Source organism: Rhodovulum sp. YNF3179 (genome assembly GCF_050586465.1).
GTDB lineage: Bacteria > Pseudomonadota > Alphaproteobacteria > Rhodobacterales > Rhodobacteraceae > CAJXYS01.
The window spans coordinates 264,745-284,172 of the sequence record NZ_JBOCEG010000005.1; the positions used below are offsets into that span (position 1 = coordinate 264,745).

A 19,428-nucleotide genomic window follows, 5' to 3' on the forward strand; every position below is an offset into this window, starting at 1 on the left:
GGGTGGGAATGAGCAAGAAAAACCAGAAAAACCGGGGACTTGGCCGCGGGCTGTCCGCCCTCATGGCAGATGTCAACCTCGAGGCGCAGGATGGCGACACGGCCGAAGAGTCGGGGCAGGGCGCCCTGCCGCGCCCCGACACCTATGTCCCGATCGAGAAACTTGCCCCGAATCCGGACCAGCCCCGGCGCGATTTCGTGCAGGAAAATCTCGAGGAACTCGCCGCCTCGATCCGGGAAAAGGGCGTCATCCAGCCGCTGATCGTGCGTCCCGATCCCAGCGTCGACGGAACCTTCCAGATCGTCGCCGGCGAACGGCGCTGGCGCGCGGCGCAGCTTGCGCAGCTGCACGACCTGCCGGTGCTGATCCGCGATCTCGACGATACCGAGGTTCTCGAGGTCGCGATCATCGAGAACATCCAGCGCGCCGATCTGAACGCCGTCGAAGAGGCGATGGGGTATCGCCAGTTGATGGATCGCTTCGGTCACACGCAGGAAAACCTCGCCAGGGCGCTCGGCAAGAGCCGCAGCCATATCGCCAATGTCATGCGCCTGCTGGGCCTGCCCGAGGAAATCCTGGGTTATCTGCGGGACGGAAAGATAAGCGCGGGACATGCCAGGGCACTGATCACCGCGGATGATCCGACCGGCCTTGCGCGCAAGACGGTGGAAAAGGGCCTCTCGGTGCGCGAGGTGGAGCGGCTCGCGAAAAAACCCAAGGGGACCGGCAAGCCGCGGCAGCGCCAGCAGGGCGGCGAGAAAGATGCCGATACCCGCGCGCTGGAGGCCGACCTGTCCGCGAATCTGGGACTGAAGGTGGTGGTCGATCACAAGCCCGGCGGCGAGGCGGGGGCGGTGACGATCCGCTACGGCACGCTGGACGATCTCGACCGGCTTTGCCGGCTTCTCGGGAACGTCAGCCCGGACGACTCCATATAAAGACGAGCACCCCGCCGAGCACGACCGCCTGAACCGCCAGTATCGCCGGGCGTACACCCAGCAAAACGGAGATCCCGAACGCGATCAGCACGGAGATCGTGGCGATCCGCTTGGCCGGGCGGCGGATCGCGCCGAAGCGCCGCCAGTCTTCCAGCGGCGGGCCCAGCCTGGGATGGCGCACAAGCCAGTCATGGAGCCGTTCGGACGACCGCGCGAAGGCATAGGCGGCAAGCAGCACCAGCGGCACGGTGGGCACCAGCGGCAGGACGGTCCCGACCAGCCCAATTCCCAGACAGATCAGCCCGAACGCCAGCCAGAGCCAGCGCATGCCTCAGTCCCCGCCCAGAAGATTGCGCAGCACGGCATTCAGGACAGGACGACCGGCCGGCGTGAGGCGGAGCGATTCCTCCCGGAGCTCGACCATGTTCAATTCCTGTAAGCTATTGATTTTATTGATATCGACGTAGTCCTGATCCAGCTGACGCAACCGGCGCAGATCCACGCCTTCGGCCATGCGCAAGGCCATCATCAGGTATTCAGCGGCCTGATCGGATGCGGACAGCGCATTGCGCGGGCGTTCGCCGTTGCCGCCGGTCTCGACCGCCTCGAGCCAGGCGCCGGGGGCCAGCGGGGTTTCGGTGGCGTAGCGCTGCCCGTACAGCGTCAGGCGGCCATGGGCGCCGGGGCCGATCCCGGCATAGTCGCCGTACCGCCAGTAGATCAGGTTGTGGCGCGATTCCGCGCCCGGCACGGCATGGTTCGAGACCTCGTAGGCCGGTAGCCCCGCCGCGGCGCAGATCTCTTGCGTCGCCGCGTACATGTCGGCGCCGAGATCGTCGTCGGGCAGCCCGGCAAGCCGCCCCGCATCGTGGAGTCGCCCGAAGGCCGTGCCGGGTTCGATGGTCAGCTGGTAGAGCGACAGGTGATCGGCCGCCATCGCCAGCGCCTCGCGCAGTTCGGCCTGCCAGGCCGCAAGGGTCTGGTGTTGGCGGGCGTAGATCAGATCGAAGCTGACCCGGGCGAAGCTTTGCCGCGCCACGTCGAAGGCGGCGCGGGCCTCGGCGGCGCTGTGCAGCCGCCCCAGACGGCGCAGGTCGTCGTCATTCAGCGCCTGGAGTCCCATCGACACCCGGTCCACGCCCGCGGCCCTGTAGCCGGCAAACCGTCCGGCTTCCACCGAGGTGGGGTTGGCCTCGAGCGTGACTTCGAAGTCATTGGCCGTGGCCCATGTCGCCCGCACGCGGTCCAGGATCGCGGCGACGAGGTCGGGATCCATGAGACTGGGGGTGCCGCCGCCGAAAAACACGGATCGCAGCACGCGGCCCTGCGTTTCGGCGCCGAGCCGGTCGATCTCGGACAGGTAGGCGCGCTGCCAGCGTGCCTGGTCGATGGTGGCCACGACATGGGAATTGAAGTCGCAATAGGGGCATTTGGCCTGGCAGAAGGGCCAGTGGAGATAGAGCCCGAACCCCCCGGCCTGCCAGTCCTCAGCCGTCAAAGAAGGCGGCGACGAATTTTCTGAAGGCATCTGCACGATGGCTCATCCCGTGCTTTTTCGCCGGGTCCATTTCGCCGAAGGTTTCGGTCTCTCCCGCGGGCAGGAAGACCGGGTCGAAGCCGAAGCCCCTGTCGCCGCGCATGGGCCAGACGACACGGCCCTCGACCTTGCCTTCAAATAGGGCGTCTTCGCCGTCGGGCCAAGCCACGCAGAGCGTGCAGCGAAACCGTGCGGTGCGGGGCTCGGGGGCGCCCTTTTCCTCGAGCCGCTGCCAGACCTTTTCCATCGCCATCGGGAAATCGCGCCCGGCCGGGGTTTCCGCCCAGTCGGCGGTGTGGACACCGGGCTGACCATCGAGCGCGTCGACCTCGATCCCGCTGTCGTCGGAAAGCGCCGGAAGGCCGCTCTCGCGGGCGGCGTGGTGGGCCTTGATCCGGGCATTGCCGGCGAAGGTCTCTTCGGTCTCCTCCGGCTCCTCGAGCCCGAGCTCGCCGGCCGATGTCACGGCGATGCCATACGGCGCCAGAAGCGCGCCGATCTCGCGCAGCTTGCCCGCGTTATGGGTCGCGATGACCAGCGTATCGCCCAGTGCGCGCATCGGATCAGCCCGCCACGGCGGCCGTCTGGGCCGCGACAAGCTCGTCGACGCCCTTGGCGGCCATGTCGAGCAGCTGATCCAGCGCGTCGCGCGAGAAGGGCGCGCCTTCGGCGGAGCCCTGAACCTCGACGAAGCCGCCCCGCCCCGTCATCACGAAATTGGCGTCCGTCGCGGCCTCGCTGTCCTCGGCATAGTCGAGATCCAGCACGGTCTGGCCGCCATAGATCCCGCAGCTGATCGCCGCCACGTGGTCGATCAGCGGGTCCGACGTCACCATGCCGGCCTTGAGAAGCTTGTTCACCGCCAGCCGCAGCGCGACCCAGCCGCCGGTAATGGCCGCGCAGCGCGTGCCGCCATCGGCCTGGATCACGTCGCAGTCCACGGTGATCTGGCGTTCGCCGAGCGCCACGCGGTCGATACCCGCCCGCAGCGACCGCCCGATCAGGCGCTGGATTTCCACGGTGCGGCCGCCCTGCTTGCCGGCGGCGGCCTCGCGGCGCATGCGGGTGTTCGTCGCGCGGGGCAGCATGCCGTATTCCGCCGTGACCCAGCCGAGGCCGCTGTTCTTCAGGAAGGGCGGCACGCGATCCTCGATGGTCGCGGTGCACAGCACATGGGTGTCGCCCATGCGGATCATGACCGCGCCTTCGGCATGTTTCGTGACGCCCGTCTCGATTGAAATCGGGCGCATTTCATCTATCTGTCTACCAGAGGGACGCATGAAAAATCCTTGTATTGCAGGCTGTCGCCACATACCCACAGCGCCCTGCACGAGTAAAGGGCAATGTCCCGATTGATCTTGGCGGCGGGCGCGGTTTAATGGCCGGCAGCCGTGATGCACCAGGCAGGTTCGAGGCAATGAACGACGGGTCCAGCCTGTTGGCAGAAATGAACGAGCGCAGCCGCGAGGTTTTCCGGCGGCTGGTCGAGGCGTATCTCGACACCGGCGCGCCCGTCGGCTCGCGCACGCTGGCGCGGTCGATGACCGAAAAGGTCTCGCCGGCGACGATCCGCAACGTGATGCAGGATCTCGAGTATCTCGGCCTGCTCGACAGCCCGCATATCTCGGCCGGCCGCGTGCCCACGCATGTCGGGCTGCGCCTGTTCGTCGACGGGCTGCTCGAGGTGGGCGATATCTCGGCCGAGGAGCGGATGCAGATCGAGAACACGATCGGCAACGACAAGCGCGACATGTCGACCATGCTGGACCGTGCGGGATCGATGCTGTCGGGCCTGACCCAGGGTGCGAGCCTGGTGCTGGCGCCCAAGCACGAGGCGCCGATCAAGCACGTGGAATTCGTCGCGCTGGGTCCGGACCGCGCGCTGGTGGTGCTGGTGACCGCCGACGGTCATGTCGAGAACCGGATCTTCACCCCGCCGATCGGGCAGACCCCGTCCGCGATGCGCGAGGCGGCGAATTTCCTGAACGCCGTGGCCGAGGGCAAGACGCTGTCGGAACTGCGCGCGGTCATGGAGCGCGACATCGCCGACCGCCGGCGAGAGCTGGACATTCTCGCCCAGCAGATGGTCGAGAACGGGCTGGCCGTCTGGGAAAACGAGGGCGTGCTGCATGAACGGCTGATCGTGCGCGGCCGGGCGAATCTGCTCGAAGAGATGGAGGCGGCGGAAGACCTGGCGCGGGTGCGCGAGCTTTTCGACGACCTCGAGCGCAAGCGCGACATCGCCCAGTTCCTCGAACTGACCGAGGAAGGCGACGGCGTGCGCATTTTCATCGGCGCAGAGAACAAACTTTTTTCGTTATCGGGTTCCTCTCTGGTGGTCTCTCCATATATGAACGCGGACCGGAAGATTGTCGGCGCCGTGGGCGTGATCGGACCGACCCGGCTGAATTACGGGCGGATCGTTCCCATCGTGGACTACACGGCGCAATTGGTCGGCAGGGCCCTGTCCGACCAGAGCTGAGCAAGAGGTGACAGGAATGTCCGAACCGAAACGGGACGAAATGGCAGAAGAGACAGCGGTCGCGGAAGAGACGGCCCCCGCCGAAGGCGAGGGGCTGGACGCCCTGGCCGAGGATGGCGAGACGGACGCGCTCCGCGCCGAGCGGGACGAACTGAAGGATCGCCTGCTGCGCGCTATGGCCGATGCCGAGAACGTGCGCAAGCGTGGCGAGCGCGACCGCCGCGAAGCCGAGATCTACGGCGGCACCAAGCTGGCCCGGGACCTTCTGCCCGTCTACGACAACCTCAACCGTGCGCTCGCCGCGATGGACGAGGCGGAGCGCGAGACGGCCAAGAGCGTCGTCGAGGGCGTCGAGCTGACCCTGCGCGAACTGGTCAACGCCTTTGCCAAGCACGGGATCGAGCCCGTTTCACCGCAGGTCGGCGACCCGTTCGACCCGCAGCTTCACCAGGCCATGTTCGAGGCCCCGGTGCCCAGCGTGAAACAAGGCAACATCGTGCAGGTGATGGTCGAGGGCTTCACCATTCACGACAGGCTTCTGCGCCCGGCGCAGGTCGGCGTGTCCTCGACCCCGGCGGGTCAGGAAAACGAGGGGTCGGAGTCCGAGGACGGGTGACCGTCCAATAGGCCCCGCAGCTCGTAGACCAGATCCAGGGCTTCGCGCGGCGTCAGGTCGTCGGGATGGGCCGCCCTGAGGCGGTTCTCCACCGGCGACGGCGCCGCGGCGCTGTTTCGCGGGGCGGGCGCCGCCGGCGCGGCCGAAAACAGCGGCAGGTCATCGACCAGCGTTTCGGCGCCGGATCCCTTTTCCCGGTCGCCTTTCTCAAGGGCTTCCAGCACCACGCGGGCGCGGTCCACGACACTTGCCGGCAGCCCGGCGAGCCGTGCCACCTGCACGCCGTAAGACCGGTCCGCGGCGCCCTTGTGCACCTCGTGCAGGAAGATGACCTCCCCTTCCCATTCCTTGACCGACACCGTGGCGTTTTCCAGCCCGTCGAGCCGCGCCGAGAGCTTGGTCAGCTCGTGGTAATGCGTCGCGAAGAGCGCGCGGCAGCGGTTCTGCTCGTGCAGGTGTTCGAGCGTCGCCCAGGCGATGGAGAGCCCGTCATAGGTCGCGGTGCCGCGCCCGATCTCGTCGAGGATCACCAGCGCGCGGTCGTCGGCCTGGTTCAGGATGGCGGCGGTCTCGACCATTTCCACCATGAAGGTGGACCGGCCACGCGCCAGGTCGTCAGATGCACCCACGCGCGAAAAAAGTTGTGATATCAAACCTATAGATGCGCTTTGGGCCGGCACCCAGCCCCCCATCTGCGCAAGGATCGCGATCAGCGCGTTCTGGCGCAGGAAGGTCGACTTACCGGCCATGTTGGGGCCAGTCAGCAGCCAGATATGGGCGCCGTCCCCGTCATCCGACAGGGCGCAGTCATTGGCGATGAAGGGCGCGCCCTCGGCCTTGAGAGCCCGCTCCACGACCGGGTGGCGCCCGCCCGCGATCTCGAACCGGCGCGAGCCGTCGATCTCTGGCCGGCACCAGTCCTCGGCGACGGCAAGCTCCGCCAGCGCGGCGGCGAGGTCGATTTCCGCCAGCGCCCGCGCCGCGGCGCCGATGCCGGCGGCCGAGTCGACCACGGCGGCGCGCAGGGCCTCGAAGATGCGCTTCTCGATCTCCAGCGCGCGGCTTCCGGCGTTGAGGATCTTCGTCTCCAGCTCGGACAGCTCGACCGTGGTGAAGCGCACCGCGTTGGCGGTCGTCTGGCGGTGGATGAAGGTCTCCGACAGCGGCGGGCTCATCATCCGCCCGGCATGGGTGGCCGGCGTCTCGATGAAATAGCCCAGCACGTTGTTGTGCTTGATCTTCAGGGAATTGATCCCGGCCTGGTCGATATATTGCGCCTGCAGTCCCGCGATCACGCCGCGGCCCTCGTCGCGCAGCGTCCGCGCCTCGTCGAGATCGCCGTCGAAGCCGCCGGCGACGAAACCGCCGTCGCGGGCCATCAGCGGCGGCTCGGCCACCAGCGCGCTGTCGAGCAGATCGAGGGTGGCGTTATGGCCCGCCGTTTCGGCCAGGGCCTCGGCCAGGATCTCCGGCAGCTCCGCGCCGTGGAGGATCGCCGGCAGCCCTGCCGCCTGGGTCAGGCCGGCCCGGATCGCGGCCAGGTCCCGCGGCCCCCCGCGCTCGAGCGCCAGCCGCGACAGGGCACGGTCCATGTCGGGGATGCGGCGCAGGGCCGTGCGCAGCGCGTCGCGCAGGCTGTCGTTCTCGACCAGGAAGCTTACCCCGTCCTGCCGGGTCTGCACCGTCCTCAGATCGGCCGAGGGGCTGCTCAGCCGCCGCTCCAGCAGGCGCGCGCCCCCGGCCGTCACGGTGCGGTCGATCACCGCCAGGAGCGAGCCGGCCCGCCCGCCGTTCAGGCTGGCGGTCAGCTCGAGATTGCGCCGGGTCGCGCCGTCGATCTGCATGGCCTGGTGCTGGGCCTCGCGCACCGGCGGGCGCAGCAGCGGCAGCTTGCCCTTCTGCGTGATCTCCAGGTACTCGACGATCGCGCCCATCGCCGCCAGTTCCGCCCGGCCGAAACTGCCGAACCCGTCCAGCGCACCGACCCCGTAAAGCGCCTGCAGACGCTTTTCCGCGGCCGTGCTGTCGAAACTCGCCCGCGCCATCGGGGTCAGGGCCGCGCCCGTCTCCTCGACCGCCGCGCGATAGCTGGCCTCGAGCGTCTCGGGCAGCAGCACCTCGCGCGGGGCGAGCCGGGCCAGTTGCGGGCCGAGCCGCACCGCCGCGCAGGGCATCACGCGAAACTCCCCGGTAGAGATATCGACCCAGGCCAGCGCGGCGCCGTCGCGCACCTCGGCAAAGGCGGCGAGGAAATTGTGGCTGCGGGCCTCCAGAAGCGCGTCCTCGGTCAGCGTGCCGGGGGTCACGAGCCGCACCACGTCACGCTTCACCACCGCCTTGGAGCCGCGCTTCTTGGCCTCGGCCGGGTCTTCCATCTGCTCGCAGACCGCGACGCGGAACCCCTTGCGGATCAGGGTCAGAAGGTAGCTTTCGGCCGAATGGACCGGGACGCCGCACATCGGGATATCCTGGCCCAGATGCTTGCCGCGCTTGGTCAGCGCGATGTCGAGCGACTCGGCCGCCGCCGCGGCATCCTCGAAGAACATCTCGTAGAAATCACCCATGCGGTAGAAGAGCAGCGCGTCGGGATACTGCTCCTTCAACTCGAGATACTGCGCCATCATGGGCGTTACGGACGGTTTCTCGACGTTCACGCGGCCCCCCAACCTGTCGGACCGGAATCTAGCGAAGCGCCCCGGAGGGGGAAAGCCGAAACCGGCAATCAGTTGTGGGCGCGCTGCCGAGCCTGTATCACGCGATCTGGGACGGAGGAGAGGCACGCATGGCCCGCAAGAACAGATTCACCGACGAAGAGGCGCTCGCCTATCACCTGGAGCCGAAGCCGGGCAAGCTCGAGGTCAACGCCTCGACGCCGATGACCACGCAGCGCGATCTGAGCCTGGCCTACAGCCCGGGCGTGGCCGTGCCGGTACAGGCCATCGCCGACCGGCCCGAAACGGCCTATGACTACACCACCAAGGGCAACATGGTCGCGGTGATCTCCAACGGCACCGCGATCCTGGGCATGGGCAATCTCGGCGCGCTCGCCTCCAAGCCGGTGATGGAGGGCAAGGCGGTGCTCTTCAAGCGCTTCGCCGACATCAACTCCATCGATCTCGAGGTGGATACCGAGGATCCGGACGCCTTCATCAACGCGGTGAAGCTGCTGGGCCCGTCCTTCGGCGGCATCAACCTCGAGGACATCAAGGCGCCGGAATGCTTCATCATCGAGCAGCGCCTGAAAGAGCTGATGGACATTCCGGTGTTCCACGACGACCAGCACGGGACGGCGGTGATCTGCGCGGCGGGGCTGATCAACGCGCTGCACCTGTCGGGCAAGAGGCTGGAAGACTGCCGGATCGTGCTCAACGGTGCGGGCGCGGCCGGCATCGCCTGTCTCGAACTGATCAAGGCGATGGGCGCCGACCCGGCGAAATGCATCGCCTGCGACACGAAGGGCGTGATCTACCAGGGCCGCACCGAGGGCATGAACCAGTGGAAGTCGGCGCATGCCGCGAAGACCGACCATCGCACGCTCGAAGAGGCGATGAAGGGCGCCGATGTCTTCCTCGGCGTCTCGGTCAAGGGCGCGGTCACCCAGGACATGGTCGAGAGCATGGCCGACAACCCGGTGATCTTCGCCATGGCCAATCCCGATCCCGAGATCTCCCCGGAAGAGGCCCATGACGTGCGGCCCGACGCCATCGTGGCGACCGGGCGCAGCGACTACCCGAACCAGGTCAATAACGTTCTCGGGTTTCCCTATCTCTTTCGCGGCGCGCTGGATGTGAACGCCCGCGCCATCAACGACGAGATGAAGATCGCCTGCGCCGAGGCCCTGGCGCGCCTGGCGCGTGAGGACGTGCCGGACGAGGTGGCGATGGCCTATGGCCGCAAGCTGACCTTCGGGCGCGACTACATCATCCCGACCCCCTTTGACCCGCGGCTCATTCATACCGTGCCGCCGGCGGTGGCGAAGGCGGGCATGGACACGGGCGTCGCGCGGCGGCCGATCGTCGACATGGATCGCTACGAGCACGACCTGAAGGCGCGGATGGATCCCACCGCCTCGATCCTGCAGGGGCTCTATGCGCGCGCCCGCCACGCCCAGGCGCGGATGATCTTTGCCGAGGGCGACGATCCGCGCGTGCTGCGCGCGGCCGTGGCCTGGCAGCGGTCGGGCCTTGGCAAGGCGATCGTCGTGGGACGCGAGGCCGACGTGAAACAGAAGCTGGAAACGGCCGGGCTGGGCGACGCCGTGCGGGAGCTGGAGGTCGTCAACGCGGCCAACACCACGCATCTCGAGACATACAAGGCGTTTCTCTACCAGCGGCTTCAGCGCAAGGGCTACGACCAGCACGACATTCATCGCATGGCGGCGCGTGACCGGCACGTCTTCTCGTCGCTGATGCTGGCGCATGGGCATGGCGACGGCATGATCACCGGCGCGACGCGGAAATCGGCCCATGTGATGGACCTGATCAACCACGTCTTCGACGTGACCCCCGGCAGCGGGGCGATGGCGGCGACGGCGGTTCTGCGGCGGGGGCGGATCGTCCTGATCGCGGACACGCTGGTGCATGAATGGCCGCTGGCCGACGACATGGCCGATATCGCGACCAGCACGGCGCGGGTCGCGCGGACGCTGGGGCTGGAGCCGCGGGTCGCCTTCGTCAGCTTCTCCAATTTCGGCTACCCGCGCTCGGAAAGGGCCGAGAAGATGCACGAGGCCCCGGCGCTGCTCGACCGGCGGGGCGCCGATTTCGAGTACGAGGGCGAGATGACCGTCGACGTGGCGCTGAACCCCGAGGTGCAGGCCAACTATCCCTTCCAGCGGCTGAGCGGCCCGGCGAACATCCTCGTGGTGCCGGCGCGGCACTCGGCCTCCATCTCGGTCAAGCTGATGCAGGAGATGGGCGAGGCCACGGTGATCGGCCCGATCCTGACGGGCGTCGACCGGCCCTTGCAGCTCTGCTCCACCACCTCGACGGTGAACGATATCCTGAACATGGCGGTGATGGCGGCCTGCCGCGTCGGCGAGTCATGACGATCTTCAACCTCGGCTCCATCAACGCCGACCAGTTCTACGGCGTGCCGCGTCTGCCCGGTCCGGGCGAGACGGTCGCGGCGACGGCGCGGCACACCGGCCTGGGCGGCAAGGGCGCGAACCAGTCGGTCGCCGCCGCGCGGGCGGGCGCCCGGGTCGCCCATATCGGCGCGGTCGGCATGGATGGCGGCTGGGCCGTGGAACGGCTGCGCGCCTACGGCGTCGACGTGCGCCACGTCGCGGTGACGGATCAGCCCACGGGGCACGCGATCATCAACGTGGACGGCGCCGGCGAGAACGCCATTGTGATCTTTCCCGGCGCCAACCGGGCGCAGGACCGCGCCCGGATCGATGCGGCCCTGGCCGAGGCGCGGCCCGGCGATATCCTGCTCTTGCAGAACGAGACGTCATGCGTGCGGGACACCGCGCGTCTGGCGCGGGCAAAGGGGTGCAGGGTGATCTATTCCGCCGCGCCGTTCGATGCGGCGGCCGTGCGCGAGGTTGCCGACCACATCGACATGCTGGTGCTGAACGCCGTTGAGGCCGCGCAGCTGGCCGCGGCGCTGGGCGTCGCGGGCGATGCGCTGCCGGTAGGCGAGGTTCTGGTCACACACGGGGCCGACGGCGCCGTGTGGCGGGGCGACGCCGGGATCGTCGAGGTTCCGGGCATCGCGGTGACCGCGGTCGACACCACCGGTGCGGGGGACACTTACCTCGGCTATTTCGCCGCCGGCCTCGACGCCGATCTTCCGGTCGAAGAGGCGATGCGGCTGGCCGCGGGCGCGGCTGCGCTGAAGGTCACGCGCCCGGGCACGGCGGACGCGATCCCGGCCCGCGACGAGGTCGAGGCCTTCCTCGCCGACAGAAAGACATAGCCCGGGCCGGGGGCCCGGGCCGGCGCGCCGCCGTGGCGGCGGGCCTCAGCCCTTCATGCCGTCCCAGAAGCTTTTCACCTTGCTGAAGAAGTTCGAGCTCTGCGGGTTGTTGCCGTCGCCGAGGCTTTCGAACTCGCGCAGCAGCTCCTTCTGCCTGGACGACAGGTTCACCGGCGTCTCGACGGAAAGCTCGATATACATGTCGCCCCGGCCCGCGCCGCGGATGGGCGGCATGCCCTTGCCCTTGAGCCGCATCTGCCGGCCCGACTGGCTGCCGGCCGGGATCTTCACGCGTGACCGGCCGCCATCGATGGTGGGCACCTCGATCTCGCCGCCGAGCGCGGCGCTGGTCATGCTGACCGGCACGCTGCAGAACAGGTTCGCCCCGTCGCGCTCGAAAATCGGGTGATCGGCCACGTCGATGAAGATGTAGAGATCGCCCGTGGGGCCGCCGCGCAGCCCTGCCTCGCCCTCGCCGGCCAGGCGAATCCGGGTGCCGGTCTCGACACCGGCGGGTATATTGACGCTGAGCGAGCGATCCTTGTTGACCCGTCCCGCGCCGCCGCAGGCCGTGCAGGGATTCTTGATGATCTGGCCCATGCCCGAGCAGGTCGGGCAGGTGCGCTCCACCGTGAAGAAGCCCTGCTGCGCCCGCACCTTGCCCATGCCCGAGCAGGTCGGACAGTTGGTCGGTTCGGCGCCGCCGGCCGCGCCCGAGCCGTGGCAGACGTCGCACGCGACGGAGCCGGGAACGCTGATCGTCTTCTGGATGCCCTTGAAGGCCTCTTCCAGCGTGATGCGCATGTTGTAGCGCAGGTCCGATCCACGGGTGGCGCGCTGGCCGCCGCCGCGGCCGCCGCCCATGAAATCGCCGAACAGATCTTCGAAGACGTCCGAGAACGCCGAGGCGAAATCGGCGTTGCCGCCGCCGAACCCGCCGCCGGGCCGGCCGCCGCCGCCGCCCATGCTGCCGTCGAAGGCCGCATGGCCGAAGCGGTCATAGGCCGCCTTGCGTTCGGGATCCTTCAGGGCGTCATAGGCCTCGTTCACTTCCTTGAACTGGGCCTCGGCGTTGGGGTTGTCCGAGTTCCGGTCGGGGTGAAGTTCCTTGGCCTTCTTGCGATAGGCTTTCTTGATCTCGTCGTCGGACGCGCCCTTCGAGACGCCCAGAACCTCGTAGTAGTCGCGCTTTGCCATGGGTGTCGGTCCTTTGCCAAACGCGCGGGCCGATCCGGGTTTTCCGGACCGGCCCCCGTAGGTTCGCGGTTACGTCTTACGAGCGCTTCTGATCGTCGTCGAGATCCTCGAAATCGGCGTCGACGATGTCCTCGTCGACCCCCGAGGGCCCGTCATCCTCGGTGCCGGACTCGGCGCCGCCGCTCTCGTCCTGCTGCGACTTGTAGATCGCTTCGCCCAGCTTCATCGAGGCTTCGGTCACGTTCTGGATGCCCGACTTGATCTTGTCGGCGTCGTCGCTCTCGATCGCTTCCTCGAGCGCCTTGAGAGCAAGCTCGATCGCCTCGACCGTGGCCGGGTCGACCTTGTCGCCATGCTCCTCGAGCGACTTCTTGGTGGAATGGACGAGGCTCTCGGCCTGGTTCTTGGTTTCCACCAGCTCCTTGCGCTTCTTGTCCTCTTCGGCGTGGGACTCGGCGTCCTTCACCATCTGGTCGATCTCGTCCTCCGAGAGGCCGCCCGATGCCTGGATGGTGATCTTCTGTTCCTTGCCGGTGCCCTTGTCCTTGGCGGACACGTTGACGATGCCGTTGGCGTCGATGTCGAAGGCGACCTCGATCTGGGGCATGCCGCGCGGTGCCGGCGGGATGTCCTCGAGGTTGAACTGGCCCAGCAACTTGTTGTCGGACGCCATCTCGCGCTCGCCCTGGAAGACCCGGATCGTCACCGCGGACTGGTTGTCCTCGGCGGTGGAGAAGATCTGGCTCTTCTTGGTCGGGATCGTGGTGTTGCGGTCGATGAGGCGGGTGAAGACGCCGCCCAGCGTCTCGATGCCCAGCGACAGCGGCGTCACGTCGAGCAGCACGACGTCCTTCACGTCGCCCTGCAGAACGCCGGCCTGGATCGCGGCGCCCATGGCGACGACCTCGTCCGGGTTCACGCCCTTGTGCGCGTCCTTGCCGAAGAACTTGGCGACTTCCTCGGCCACCTTGGGCATCCGGGTCATGCCGCCGACGAGGATGACCTCGTCCACCTCGTCCTTGGCGATCCCGGCATCCTTCAGGGCCGCGGCACAGGGCTTCAGCGAGCCGGAGATCAGGTCGCCGACCAGGCTTTCCAGCTTGGCGCGGGTCAGCTTCATGACCATGTGCAGCGGCTGGCCGGTGTCCTTGTCCATCGAGATGAACGGCTGGTTGATCTCGGTCTGCGACGACGAGCTCAGCTCGATCTTGGCCTTCTCGGCGGCCTCCTTCAGGCGCTGCAGCGCCATCTTGTCGTTGGTCAGGTCGACGCCATGCTCTTTCTTGAACTCGTCGGCCAGGTAATTGACGATCCGCATGTCGAAGTCCTCGCCGCCGAGGAAGGTATCCCCGTTGGTGGACTTCACCTCGAAGAGGCCGTCGTCGATTTCCAGGATCGTGATGTCGAAGGTGCCGCCGCCGAGGTCGTAGACCGCGATGGTCTTGCTGTCCTTCTTGTCGAGCCCGTAGGCCAGCGCGGCCGCCGTCGGCTCGTTGATGATGCGCAGCACCTCGAGGCCGGCGATCTTGCCGGCGTCCTTGGTCGCCTGGCGCTGGGCGTCGTTGAAATAGGCCGGCACGGTGATGACGGCCTGGGTGACGTCCTCGCCCAGGTAGCTCTCGGCGGTCTCCTTCATCTTCTGCAGGATGAAGGCGGAGATCTGCGACGGCGAATACGTCTCGTCCTTGACCTTGACCCAGGCGTCGCCCTGGCCGCCGTCGACGATGGCGTAGGGGACGAGTTTCTTGTCCTTCTCGACCTCGGCGTCGCCCATGCGACGGCCGATCAGCCGCTTCACGGCGAAGACCGTGTTTTCCGGGTTCGTGACCGCCTGGCGCTTGGCCGGCTGGCCCACGAGACGTTCGTTGTCGGTAAAGGCCACGATCGACGGCGTGGTGCGCGCCCCTTCAGCGTTCTCGATCACGCGCGGCTGCGAGCCGTCCATGATCGCGACACAGGAGTTGGTGGTCCCAAGGTCGATCCCGATGACTTTGCCCATGTCCGTTCCTTTCCTTTCGGCGAATATGTGGACGCCGGATCCGATTACGGCCTCCGGCCTCCGATCCCCATGACCGGGCGGGTCGGCCCGGCTTCAAGTTCGAGTGGCTATATAGGAGTGAGCCCTTGGGGCTGCAAGCGGTCGCAGGCTGCGATATGACACCTGGACGAGGGGGAATCCGTAGGATTTTCCGAAGCCCGCCGCCCGCAGAGGAGCCGAAGGCCAGATGACCGACCCCGCAGACCCGCCGGAACCGAGCCGCCGCATTCGCGGTGTCGCGCTGTATGACGGGTTCCTTTCGGCCGCCGGGCAGGCCCGCCTTCTCGAGGATCTGCGCGCGGTCGCAAGGGCGGCGCCGATGTTCACGCCCGAGACGCGCCGGGGCCGGAAAATGTCCGTGCGGATGACGTCGGCCGGGAAATACGGCTGGTATTCCGACCGGCGGGGCTATCGCTACATCGATTGCCACCCCTCCGGCACGCCCTGGCCGCCGATTCCCGACTCGGTCCTCGCGATCTGGCGCGCGGTCGGCAGCACCCGGCGCGACCCGGATTGCTGCCTGATCAATTATTACGGCGAGGGCACCAGGATGGGGCTGCACCAGGACCGGGACGAGGCGGATTTCGGCTGGCCGGTGGTATCGGTGTCGCTCGGCGACGAGGCGCTCTTCCGGATCGGCAACACCACGCGCGGCGGCAAGACGGAATCGGTCTGGCTGCGATCGGGCGACGTGATCGTGATGGGGGGTGCGGCGCGGCTGGTCTATCACGGGATCGACCGGATCCGCTTCGGCAGCTCGGCGCTTCTGCCGGATGGTGGGCGTATCAACCTGACGCTCAGGGTGGTGGACTAGCGCGCGGCGCCGCCTTGGCTACTGGCGTGCGGCCCAGCTCGCGGAGGCGCGGCGGCGGGTGTAGAACTCGCCCATCAAGCCCAGCATCAGGCAGGTGACGGCCAGGATCGCCGGGTAGCTTTCGGTGGTGTGGCGCGGGAAATAATTGACGAAGGCCGCGCCGCGCGCCTGGTCGATGGTGTGGAACAGCGGGTTCCAGGTGAAATAGGGCAAGAGGAATCCCGGCAGCTGGTTGACCACGAACATCTTGCCGCTCGAGATCATGTTGGCGCGCATGTAGACCATCGACACCAGCTGGACGAGCCCCGGCGCCCAGGGCTTCAGGGCGAGGAAAACGAGCCCGATGGCCGCCCCGCTCGCCCAGGCGAGGATGAAATTGCGCATCAGCCCGGCCGGGTCGTGGATTTCCACCGGCCGCCACGCGACATGCACGCCGATCAGGATCACCCCGAACGCGAGCAGCTGAAGGTAGAGCGCGGCCAGCGCCGCCGACGAGATGCTGACCAGCGTGTTCATGGGCGCGTGCTTCATCATCGGCGAGGTCGGACCCTCGGCCCCGAGCACCGACGACAGGGCCTTGTTGTGGGTCAGGAAGAGAAAGACGCCCGACATCAGATAGACGATGAAATCGCCCCGGACCGGCGCGCCCTTCATCCCGAGGATCGAGAACATCGCGTAGAAGACCGCGACGAGGATCACCGCCTGCGCCATGTTGCTCAGCAGCCCGAGAATGGCGTTGCCGCTGCCTTTCCGGACGTTGCGAACGGTGGCGTGATAGGTCAGGGACAGGAGCGAGAAGACGCGGGCGACCCGGCTGCGCTTGGCCTGGCGCTGGAACATGGCGGACCTCGTTACGCGATTCCGTCCTTTATCGGGGCGGATACTTGCTGTTGATATAACAGCAGGACGAGATGCGGGAAACCGGGCCGCGCCCGGGCGGAAGGAGAGCGACTTGGACTACGCGAAGCTGGCCACCACGCTGCGGCGTGTTGCCCTGGACGCCGGGGCGAAGATCATGGAGATCTACGAGGCCGATGATTTCGAGGTGCGCGCCAAGAGCGACGCCAGCCCCGTGACCGAGGCCGACGAGGCCGCGGACGCCCTGATCTTCGCGGCGCTGACGGAGGCCTTTCCGGGTGTCCTGATCGTCACCGAGGAACAGGCCGACAGCCACGCCCGCGCCGCGCAGGACTTCCTGATCGTGGATCCGCTCGACGGCACCAAGGAATTCGTCAAGCGCCGCGGGGATTTCACCGTCAACATCGCCTATGTCTGGGACGGCGTCCCGGTGCGCGGGATCGTCTATGCCCCGGCCCGCAGGCGGCTCTTCTACACCGATGCCGATGGCCGGTCGGTCGAGGAAACCGGCAGCTTTACCCCCGGCCTCCACGGCGAGACGCATCCGCTGCGGGTTTCGACCCCGGACAACGACGCGCTGATGGTGGTCGCCTCGAAGTCGCATCGCGACCAGGCCACCGACGACTATATCGGGCGTTACGAGGTCCGCGACATGACAAGCGCCGGGTCGTCGCTGAAATTCTGCCTGGTCGCCTCGGGCGAGGCCGATCTCTACCCGCGGCTCGGCCGCACCATGGAATGGGATACGGCCGCGGGCGATGCGGTGCTGCGCGGGGCGGGGGGCGCGGTGGTGCGCTTCGACGATCACGCGCCGCTGCGCTACGGCAAGCCGGGATACGAGAACCCGTTTTTCATCGCCTATGCCCCCGGCGTCGATCTGAAGGAGGCCTGAGTGTCCGTGCTCGTCGTCATTCCCGCGCGTTACGCCTCCAGCCGGTATCCGGGCAAGCCGCTGGTCGAGCTGCGCGGCGCGGGGGGCGGAAAGAAGCCGCTGATCCGCCGCAGCTGGGAGGCCGCGATGGCCGTCTCCGGCGTGGATCGGGTCGTCGTCGCGACCGATGACGCGCGGATCCGCGACGCGGCAGAGGGTTTCGGGGCCGAGGTCGTGATGACCTCGCCCGACTGCGCCAACGGGACGGAGCGCTGCGCCGAGGCCGCCGCCACGCTGGACTGGGCCGGCCTCGTGGTGAACCTGCAGGGCGATGCGCCGCTGACGCCGCCCTGGTTCGTCGAGGCGCTGGTCGCGCGGCTCGCCGCCGACGACAGCATAGGCATGGCGACGCCGGTGCTGCGCTGCGACGCCGAGGCGCTGAACGGGTTTCTCGAGGATCGCAGGCAGGGCCGCGTCGGCGGCACCACCGCGGTCTTCGCGCAGGATCGCCGGGCGCTCTACTTTTCCAAGGAGGTCATCCCCTACACGGGCAAGGCCTACGGCCCCGGCGACGAGGTGCCGGTCTTCCATCACGTCGGGGTCTATGCCTACCGGCCGGCGGCGCTGGCCGCCTATACGCGCTGGGCGCCCGGACCTCTCGAGACGCTGGAGGGGCTCGAACAGCTTCGCTTCCTCGAGAACGGCGCGCCCGTTCTCTGCGTCGAGGTCGAGGCTCGCGGCCGCGCTTTCTGGGAACTCAACAACCCCGAGGACGTTCCCCGCATCGAGGCCAAGCTCGTGGAGATGGGCGTGGAATGACCCTGCCGGTGGCCAGCGTCGTCGTCGCCTCGCGCGGCCGACCCGCCGCGCTGCGCCGCCTTCTGACCGCCCTGCGCTTCCAGGATCATCCCGCGTTCGAGGTCGTCGTCGTCAGCGACGAAGAGGGCGCCGCGATCCTCCGGGCGCCGGGCGTGGCGCCGGACGTGAAACACGCGCCCTTCGGCGCCGCCAACCTGTCGGCGGCACGCAACCGCGGGATCGCCCAGGCCGCCGGCGCGGCCGTCGCCTTCATCGATGACGATGCGGTGCCGGAACCCTCGTGGCTGCGCCGGCTGACCGCGCCGCTCGCAGAGCCCGACGTGGGGGCGGCCGGCGGGTTCGTGCGGGGCCGCAACGGCCTGTCCTTCCAGTGGACGGCGCGGCAGGTCGACGGCTTCGGGGTCCATGCCCCGCTCGATGTCGATCCGGAGGCCGCGACCGTGCTGCGTCCCGGTGATGGCTGGGCCGTGAAGACCGAGGGCACGAACTGTGCCTTTCGCCGGGACGTCCTGGTGCGGCTCGGCGGTTTCGACGAGGCCTTTCGCTTCTATCTCGACGAGACCGACCTGAACTGGCGCCTCGCCGAGGCCGGCTGGGCCACGGCCATCGTCCCCCGGGCCGAGGTGCATCACATGATGGCGGCGGGCCCCTATCGCCGGGCCGATCGCGTGCCGCGGGACCTGTTCGAGATCGGGGCCAGCCAGGCCTATTACTGCACCCGGCACGGGACGGCGGCGGGGCGCGACCGGGCGCTGGGCGCGTTCCACGCCGCGCAGCGCCGCCGCGTCCTGACGCATATGGTCGCGGGCCGGGTCGAGCCGCGCGACGTGCGCCGGCTCATGACGGGCCTCGAGGCCGGCCTCGCAGAGGGCGCGTCCCGGGCGCCCCGCATGGCCCGGCTGACGCGGCCGCCGGCCGCCTTTCGCCCCTTTGCCGCGCACGGTCCGGATGCCGCGGGCGTGGTGCTGGCCGGGCGGCGCCGCCACTGGCCGCGGCTCCGCGCGGAGGCGGCGGCGCGGGCCGCCGCGGGCGAGATCGTCACCGTTTTGGAGCTGAGCTTCAGCCCGGCCTACCACCGGGCCGGCTTCGCGGATGACGGGTATTGGTGGCAGCGGGGCGGTGTCTATGGCCGCGCGCTCCGGGACGCGCCCCGCCTGCGCCCCGCAACCCTTTCCGGCCGGGCCATGGCCGAGGCACGCCGGATCGCGCAGGTCCGGCCCGTGTCGGAGGTCGGGATCGACGGCGCCCCGCCGAAGCCGCTTGCGGGAGATCCCGGGGCGTGACCGCCGGCGGATTCCGGCTCTCGCCTTTCCGTTCGGGTTTCTGTTAGCTTCTT

Annotated in this window: 17 protein-coding genes; 9 read left to right on the forward strand and 8 right to left on the reverse strand. The window is 68.2% G+C overall.

Annotated features, from left to right (window positions below):
- The first annotated feature begins 8 nt into the window (after nt 1-8).
- Complete coding sequence (locus ACQ5SP_RS11150; RefSeq protein WP_430938445.1) at nt 9-938, forward strand: ParB/RepB/Spo0J family partition protein; 930 nt, start codon at nt 9-11, stop codon at nt 936-938.
- Here ACQ5SP_RS11150 and ACQ5SP_RS11155 read toward each other — a convergent pair.
- From ACQ5SP_RS11155 to rph, 4 genes are read right to left on the reverse strand one after another with little or no spacing between them, the layout of a single operon-like run.
- Nucleotides 916-1,266 carry a YbaN family protein gene (locus ACQ5SP_RS11155; RefSeq protein WP_430938446.1) on the reverse strand — a complete coding sequence of 117 codons (351 nt, stop codon included), beginning with the start codon at nt 1,264-1,266 and terminating at the stop codon, nt 916-918. The genes ACQ5SP_RS11150 and ACQ5SP_RS11155 overlap by 23 nt on opposite strands.
- Before the next feature lie 3 nt (nt 1,267-1,269).
- Nucleotides 1,270-2,466: a radical SAM family heme chaperone HemW gene (hemW, locus tag ACQ5SP_RS11160; protein ID WP_430938447.1), complete on the reverse strand. Its 1,197-nt coding sequence runs from the start codon at nt 2,464-2,466 to the stop codon at nt 1,270-1,272.
- On the reverse strand, nt 2,426-3,034 hold the full coding sequence (gene rdgB, locus ACQ5SP_RS11165) for an RdgB/HAM1 family non-canonical purine NTP pyrophosphatase (protein ID WP_430938448.1): 609 nt from the start codon (nt 3,032-3,034) through the stop codon (nt 2,426-2,428). The genes hemW and rdgB overlap by 41 nt, the downstream gene beginning before the upstream one ends.
- Before the next feature lie 4 nt (nt 3,035-3,038).
- A complete protein-coding gene (gene rph, locus ACQ5SP_RS11170) occupies nt 3,039-3,755 on the reverse strand; it encodes a ribonuclease PH (protein WP_430938449.1) in 717 nt (238 codons plus the stop codon).
- Between the two features lie 137 nt (nt 3,756-3,892).
- On the opposite strand from rph, the gene hrcA reads away from it, so the two are divergent.
- Together hrcA and grpE are read left to right on the forward strand one after the other, a co-directional pair.
- On the forward strand, nt 3,893-4,957 hold the full coding sequence (hrcA, locus tag ACQ5SP_RS11175) for a heat-inducible transcriptional repressor HrcA (protein ID WP_430938450.1): 1,065 nt from the start codon (nt 3,893-3,895) through the stop codon (nt 4,955-4,957).
- A 16-nt stretch (nt 4,958-4,973) separates the two neighbouring features.
- Nucleotides 4,974-5,573: a nucleotide exchange factor GrpE gene (gene grpE / locus ACQ5SP_RS11180; protein WP_430938451.1), complete on the forward strand. Its 600-nt coding sequence runs from the start codon at nt 4,974-4,976 to the stop codon at nt 5,571-5,573.
- Here the strand turns inward: grpE and mutS are convergent.
- Nucleotides 5,537-8,197 carry a DNA mismatch repair protein MutS gene (gene mutS, locus ACQ5SP_RS11185; protein ID WP_430938544.1) on the reverse strand — a complete coding sequence of 887 codons (2,661 nt, stop codon included), beginning with the start codon at nt 8,195-8,197 and terminating at the stop codon, nt 5,537-5,539. The two genes, grpE and mutS, sit on opposite strands and share 37 nt — an antisense overlap.
- A gap of 158 nt (nt 8,198-8,355) precedes the next feature.
- Here mutS and ACQ5SP_RS11190 point away from each other — a divergent pair, with 158 nt between their 5' ends.
- Both ACQ5SP_RS11190 and ACQ5SP_RS11195 read left to right on the forward strand, forming a co-directional pair.
- Complete coding sequence (locus ACQ5SP_RS11190) at nt 8,356-10,620, forward strand: NADP-dependent malic enzyme (protein ID WP_430938452.1); 2,265 nt, start codon at nt 8,356-8,358, stop codon at nt 10,618-10,620.
- Nucleotides 10,617-11,495 carry a ribokinase gene (locus tag ACQ5SP_RS11195; RefSeq protein WP_430938453.1) on the forward strand — a complete coding sequence of 293 codons (879 nt, stop codon included), beginning with the start codon at nt 10,617-10,619 and terminating at the stop codon, nt 11,493-11,495. Before ACQ5SP_RS11190 ends, ACQ5SP_RS11195 begins: the two co-directional genes overlap by 4 nt.
- A 45-nt stretch (nt 11,496-11,540) precedes the next feature.
- Here ACQ5SP_RS11195 and dnaJ read toward each other — a convergent pair whose 3' ends face one another.
- Nucleotides 11,541-12,692 carry a molecular chaperone DnaJ gene (gene dnaJ / locus ACQ5SP_RS11200; RefSeq protein WP_430938454.1) on the reverse strand — a complete coding sequence of 384 codons (1,152 nt, stop codon included), beginning with the start codon at nt 12,690-12,692 and terminating at the stop codon, nt 11,541-11,543.
- 76 nt (nt 12,693-12,768) lie between these two features.
- A complete protein-coding gene (dnaK, locus tag ACQ5SP_RS11205; protein ID WP_430938455.1) occupies nt 12,769-14,691 on the reverse strand; it encodes a molecular chaperone DnaK in 1,923 nt (640 codons plus the stop codon).
- A 226-nt stretch (nt 14,692-14,917) separates the two neighbouring features.
- On the opposite strand from dnaK, the gene ACQ5SP_RS11210 reads away from it, so the two are divergent.
- On the forward strand, nt 14,918-15,544 hold the full coding sequence (locus ACQ5SP_RS11210) for an alpha-ketoglutarate-dependent dioxygenase AlkB family protein (protein ID WP_430938456.1): 627 nt from the start codon (nt 14,918-14,920) through the stop codon (nt 15,542-15,544).
- Between the two features lie 18 nt (nt 15,545-15,562).
- On the opposite strand, the gene ACQ5SP_RS11215 is transcribed toward ACQ5SP_RS11210, so the two are convergent.
- Nucleotides 15,563-16,384, reverse strand: a complete 822-nt coding sequence (locus tag ACQ5SP_RS11215) for an ABC transporter permease (protein ID WP_430938457.1) — start codon at nt 16,382-16,384, stop codon at nt 15,563-15,565.
- A 112-nt stretch (nt 16,385-16,496) separates the two neighbouring features.
- On the opposite strand from ACQ5SP_RS11215, the gene cysQ reads away from it, so the two are divergent.
- From cysQ to ACQ5SP_RS11230, 3 genes are read left to right on the forward strand one after another with little or no spacing between them, the layout of a single operon-like run.
- Nucleotides 16,497-17,294: a 3'(2'),5'-bisphosphate nucleotidase CysQ gene (gene cysQ, locus ACQ5SP_RS11220; RefSeq protein WP_430938458.1), complete on the forward strand. Its 798-nt coding sequence runs from the start codon at nt 16,497-16,499 to the stop codon at nt 17,292-17,294.
- The gene (kdsB, locus tag ACQ5SP_RS11225; protein WP_430938459.1) at nt 17,295-18,092 is read left to right on the forward strand and encodes a 3-deoxy-manno-octulosonate cytidylyltransferase; all 798 of its coding nucleotides are present in this window, start codon (nt 17,295-17,297) and stop codon (nt 18,090-18,092) included.
- Entirely contained in the window at nt 18,089-19,375 is a 1,287-nt protein-coding gene (locus ACQ5SP_RS11230) for a glycosyltransferase family 2 protein (protein WP_430938460.1), read from the forward strand. Before kdsB ends, ACQ5SP_RS11230 begins: the two co-directional genes overlap by 4 nt.
- The last annotated feature ends 53 nt before the right edge of the window (nt 19,376-19,428 follow it).

Excerpts from the sequence above, each read along its gene's own strand:
- grpE (WP_430938451.1), top strand. The coding sequence starts at position 4,974 with ATGTCCGAACCGAAACGGGACGAAATGGCAGAAGAGACAGCGGTCGCG.
- rdgB (WP_430938448.1), bottom strand. The coding sequence starts at position 3,034 with ATGCGCGCACTGGGCGATACGCTGGTCATCGCGACCCATAACGCGGGC.
- rph (WP_430938449.1), bottom strand. The coding sequence starts at position 3,755 with ATGCGTCCCTCTGGTAGACAGATAGATGAAATGCGCCCGATTTCAATC.
- dnaK (WP_430938455.1), bottom strand. The coding sequence starts at position 14,691 with ATGGGCAAAGTCATCGGGATCGACCTTGGGACCACCAACTCCTGTGTC.
- dnaJ (WP_430938454.1), bottom strand. The coding sequence starts at position 12,692 with ATGGCAAAGCGCGACTACTACGAGGTTCTGGGCGTCTCGAAGGGCGCG.
- ACQ5SP_RS11190 (WP_430938452.1), top strand. The coding sequence starts at position 8,356 with ATGGCCCGCAAGAACAGATTCACCGACGAAGAGGCGCTCGCCTATCAC.
- ACQ5SP_RS11195 (WP_430938453.1), top strand. The coding sequence starts at position 10,617 with ATGACGATCTTCAACCTCGGCTCCATCAACGCCGACCAGTTCTACGGC.
- mutS (WP_430938544.1), bottom strand. The coding sequence starts at position 8,197 with ATGATGGCGCAGTATCTCGAGTTGAAGGAGCAGTATCCCGACGCGCTG.
- ACQ5SP_RS11230 (WP_430938460.1), top strand. The coding sequence starts at position 18,089 with ATGACCCTGCCGGTGGCCAGCGTCGTCGTCGCCTCGCGCGGCCGACCC.
- ACQ5SP_RS11150 (WP_430938445.1), top strand. The coding sequence starts at position 9 with ATGAGCAAGAAAAACCAGAAAAACCGGGGACTTGGCCGCGGGCTGTCC.
- ACQ5SP_RS11155 (WP_430938446.1), bottom strand. The coding sequence starts at position 1,266 with ATGCGCTGGCTCTGGCTGGCGTTCGGGCTGATCTGTCTGGGAATTGGG.
- ACQ5SP_RS11215 (WP_430938457.1), bottom strand. The coding sequence starts at position 16,384 with ATGTTCCAGCGCCAGGCCAAGCGCAGCCGGGTCGCCCGCGTCTTCTCG.
- hrcA (WP_430938450.1), top strand. The coding sequence starts at position 3,893 with ATGAACGACGGGTCCAGCCTGTTGGCAGAAATGAACGAGCGCAGCCGC.
- hemW (WP_430938447.1), bottom strand. The coding sequence starts at position 2,466 with ATGCCTTCAGAAAATTCGTCGCCGCCTTCTTTGACGGCTGAGGACTGG.
- ACQ5SP_RS11210 (WP_430938456.1), top strand. The coding sequence starts at position 14,918 with ATGACCGACCCCGCAGACCCGCCGGAACCGAGCCGCCGCATTCGCGGT.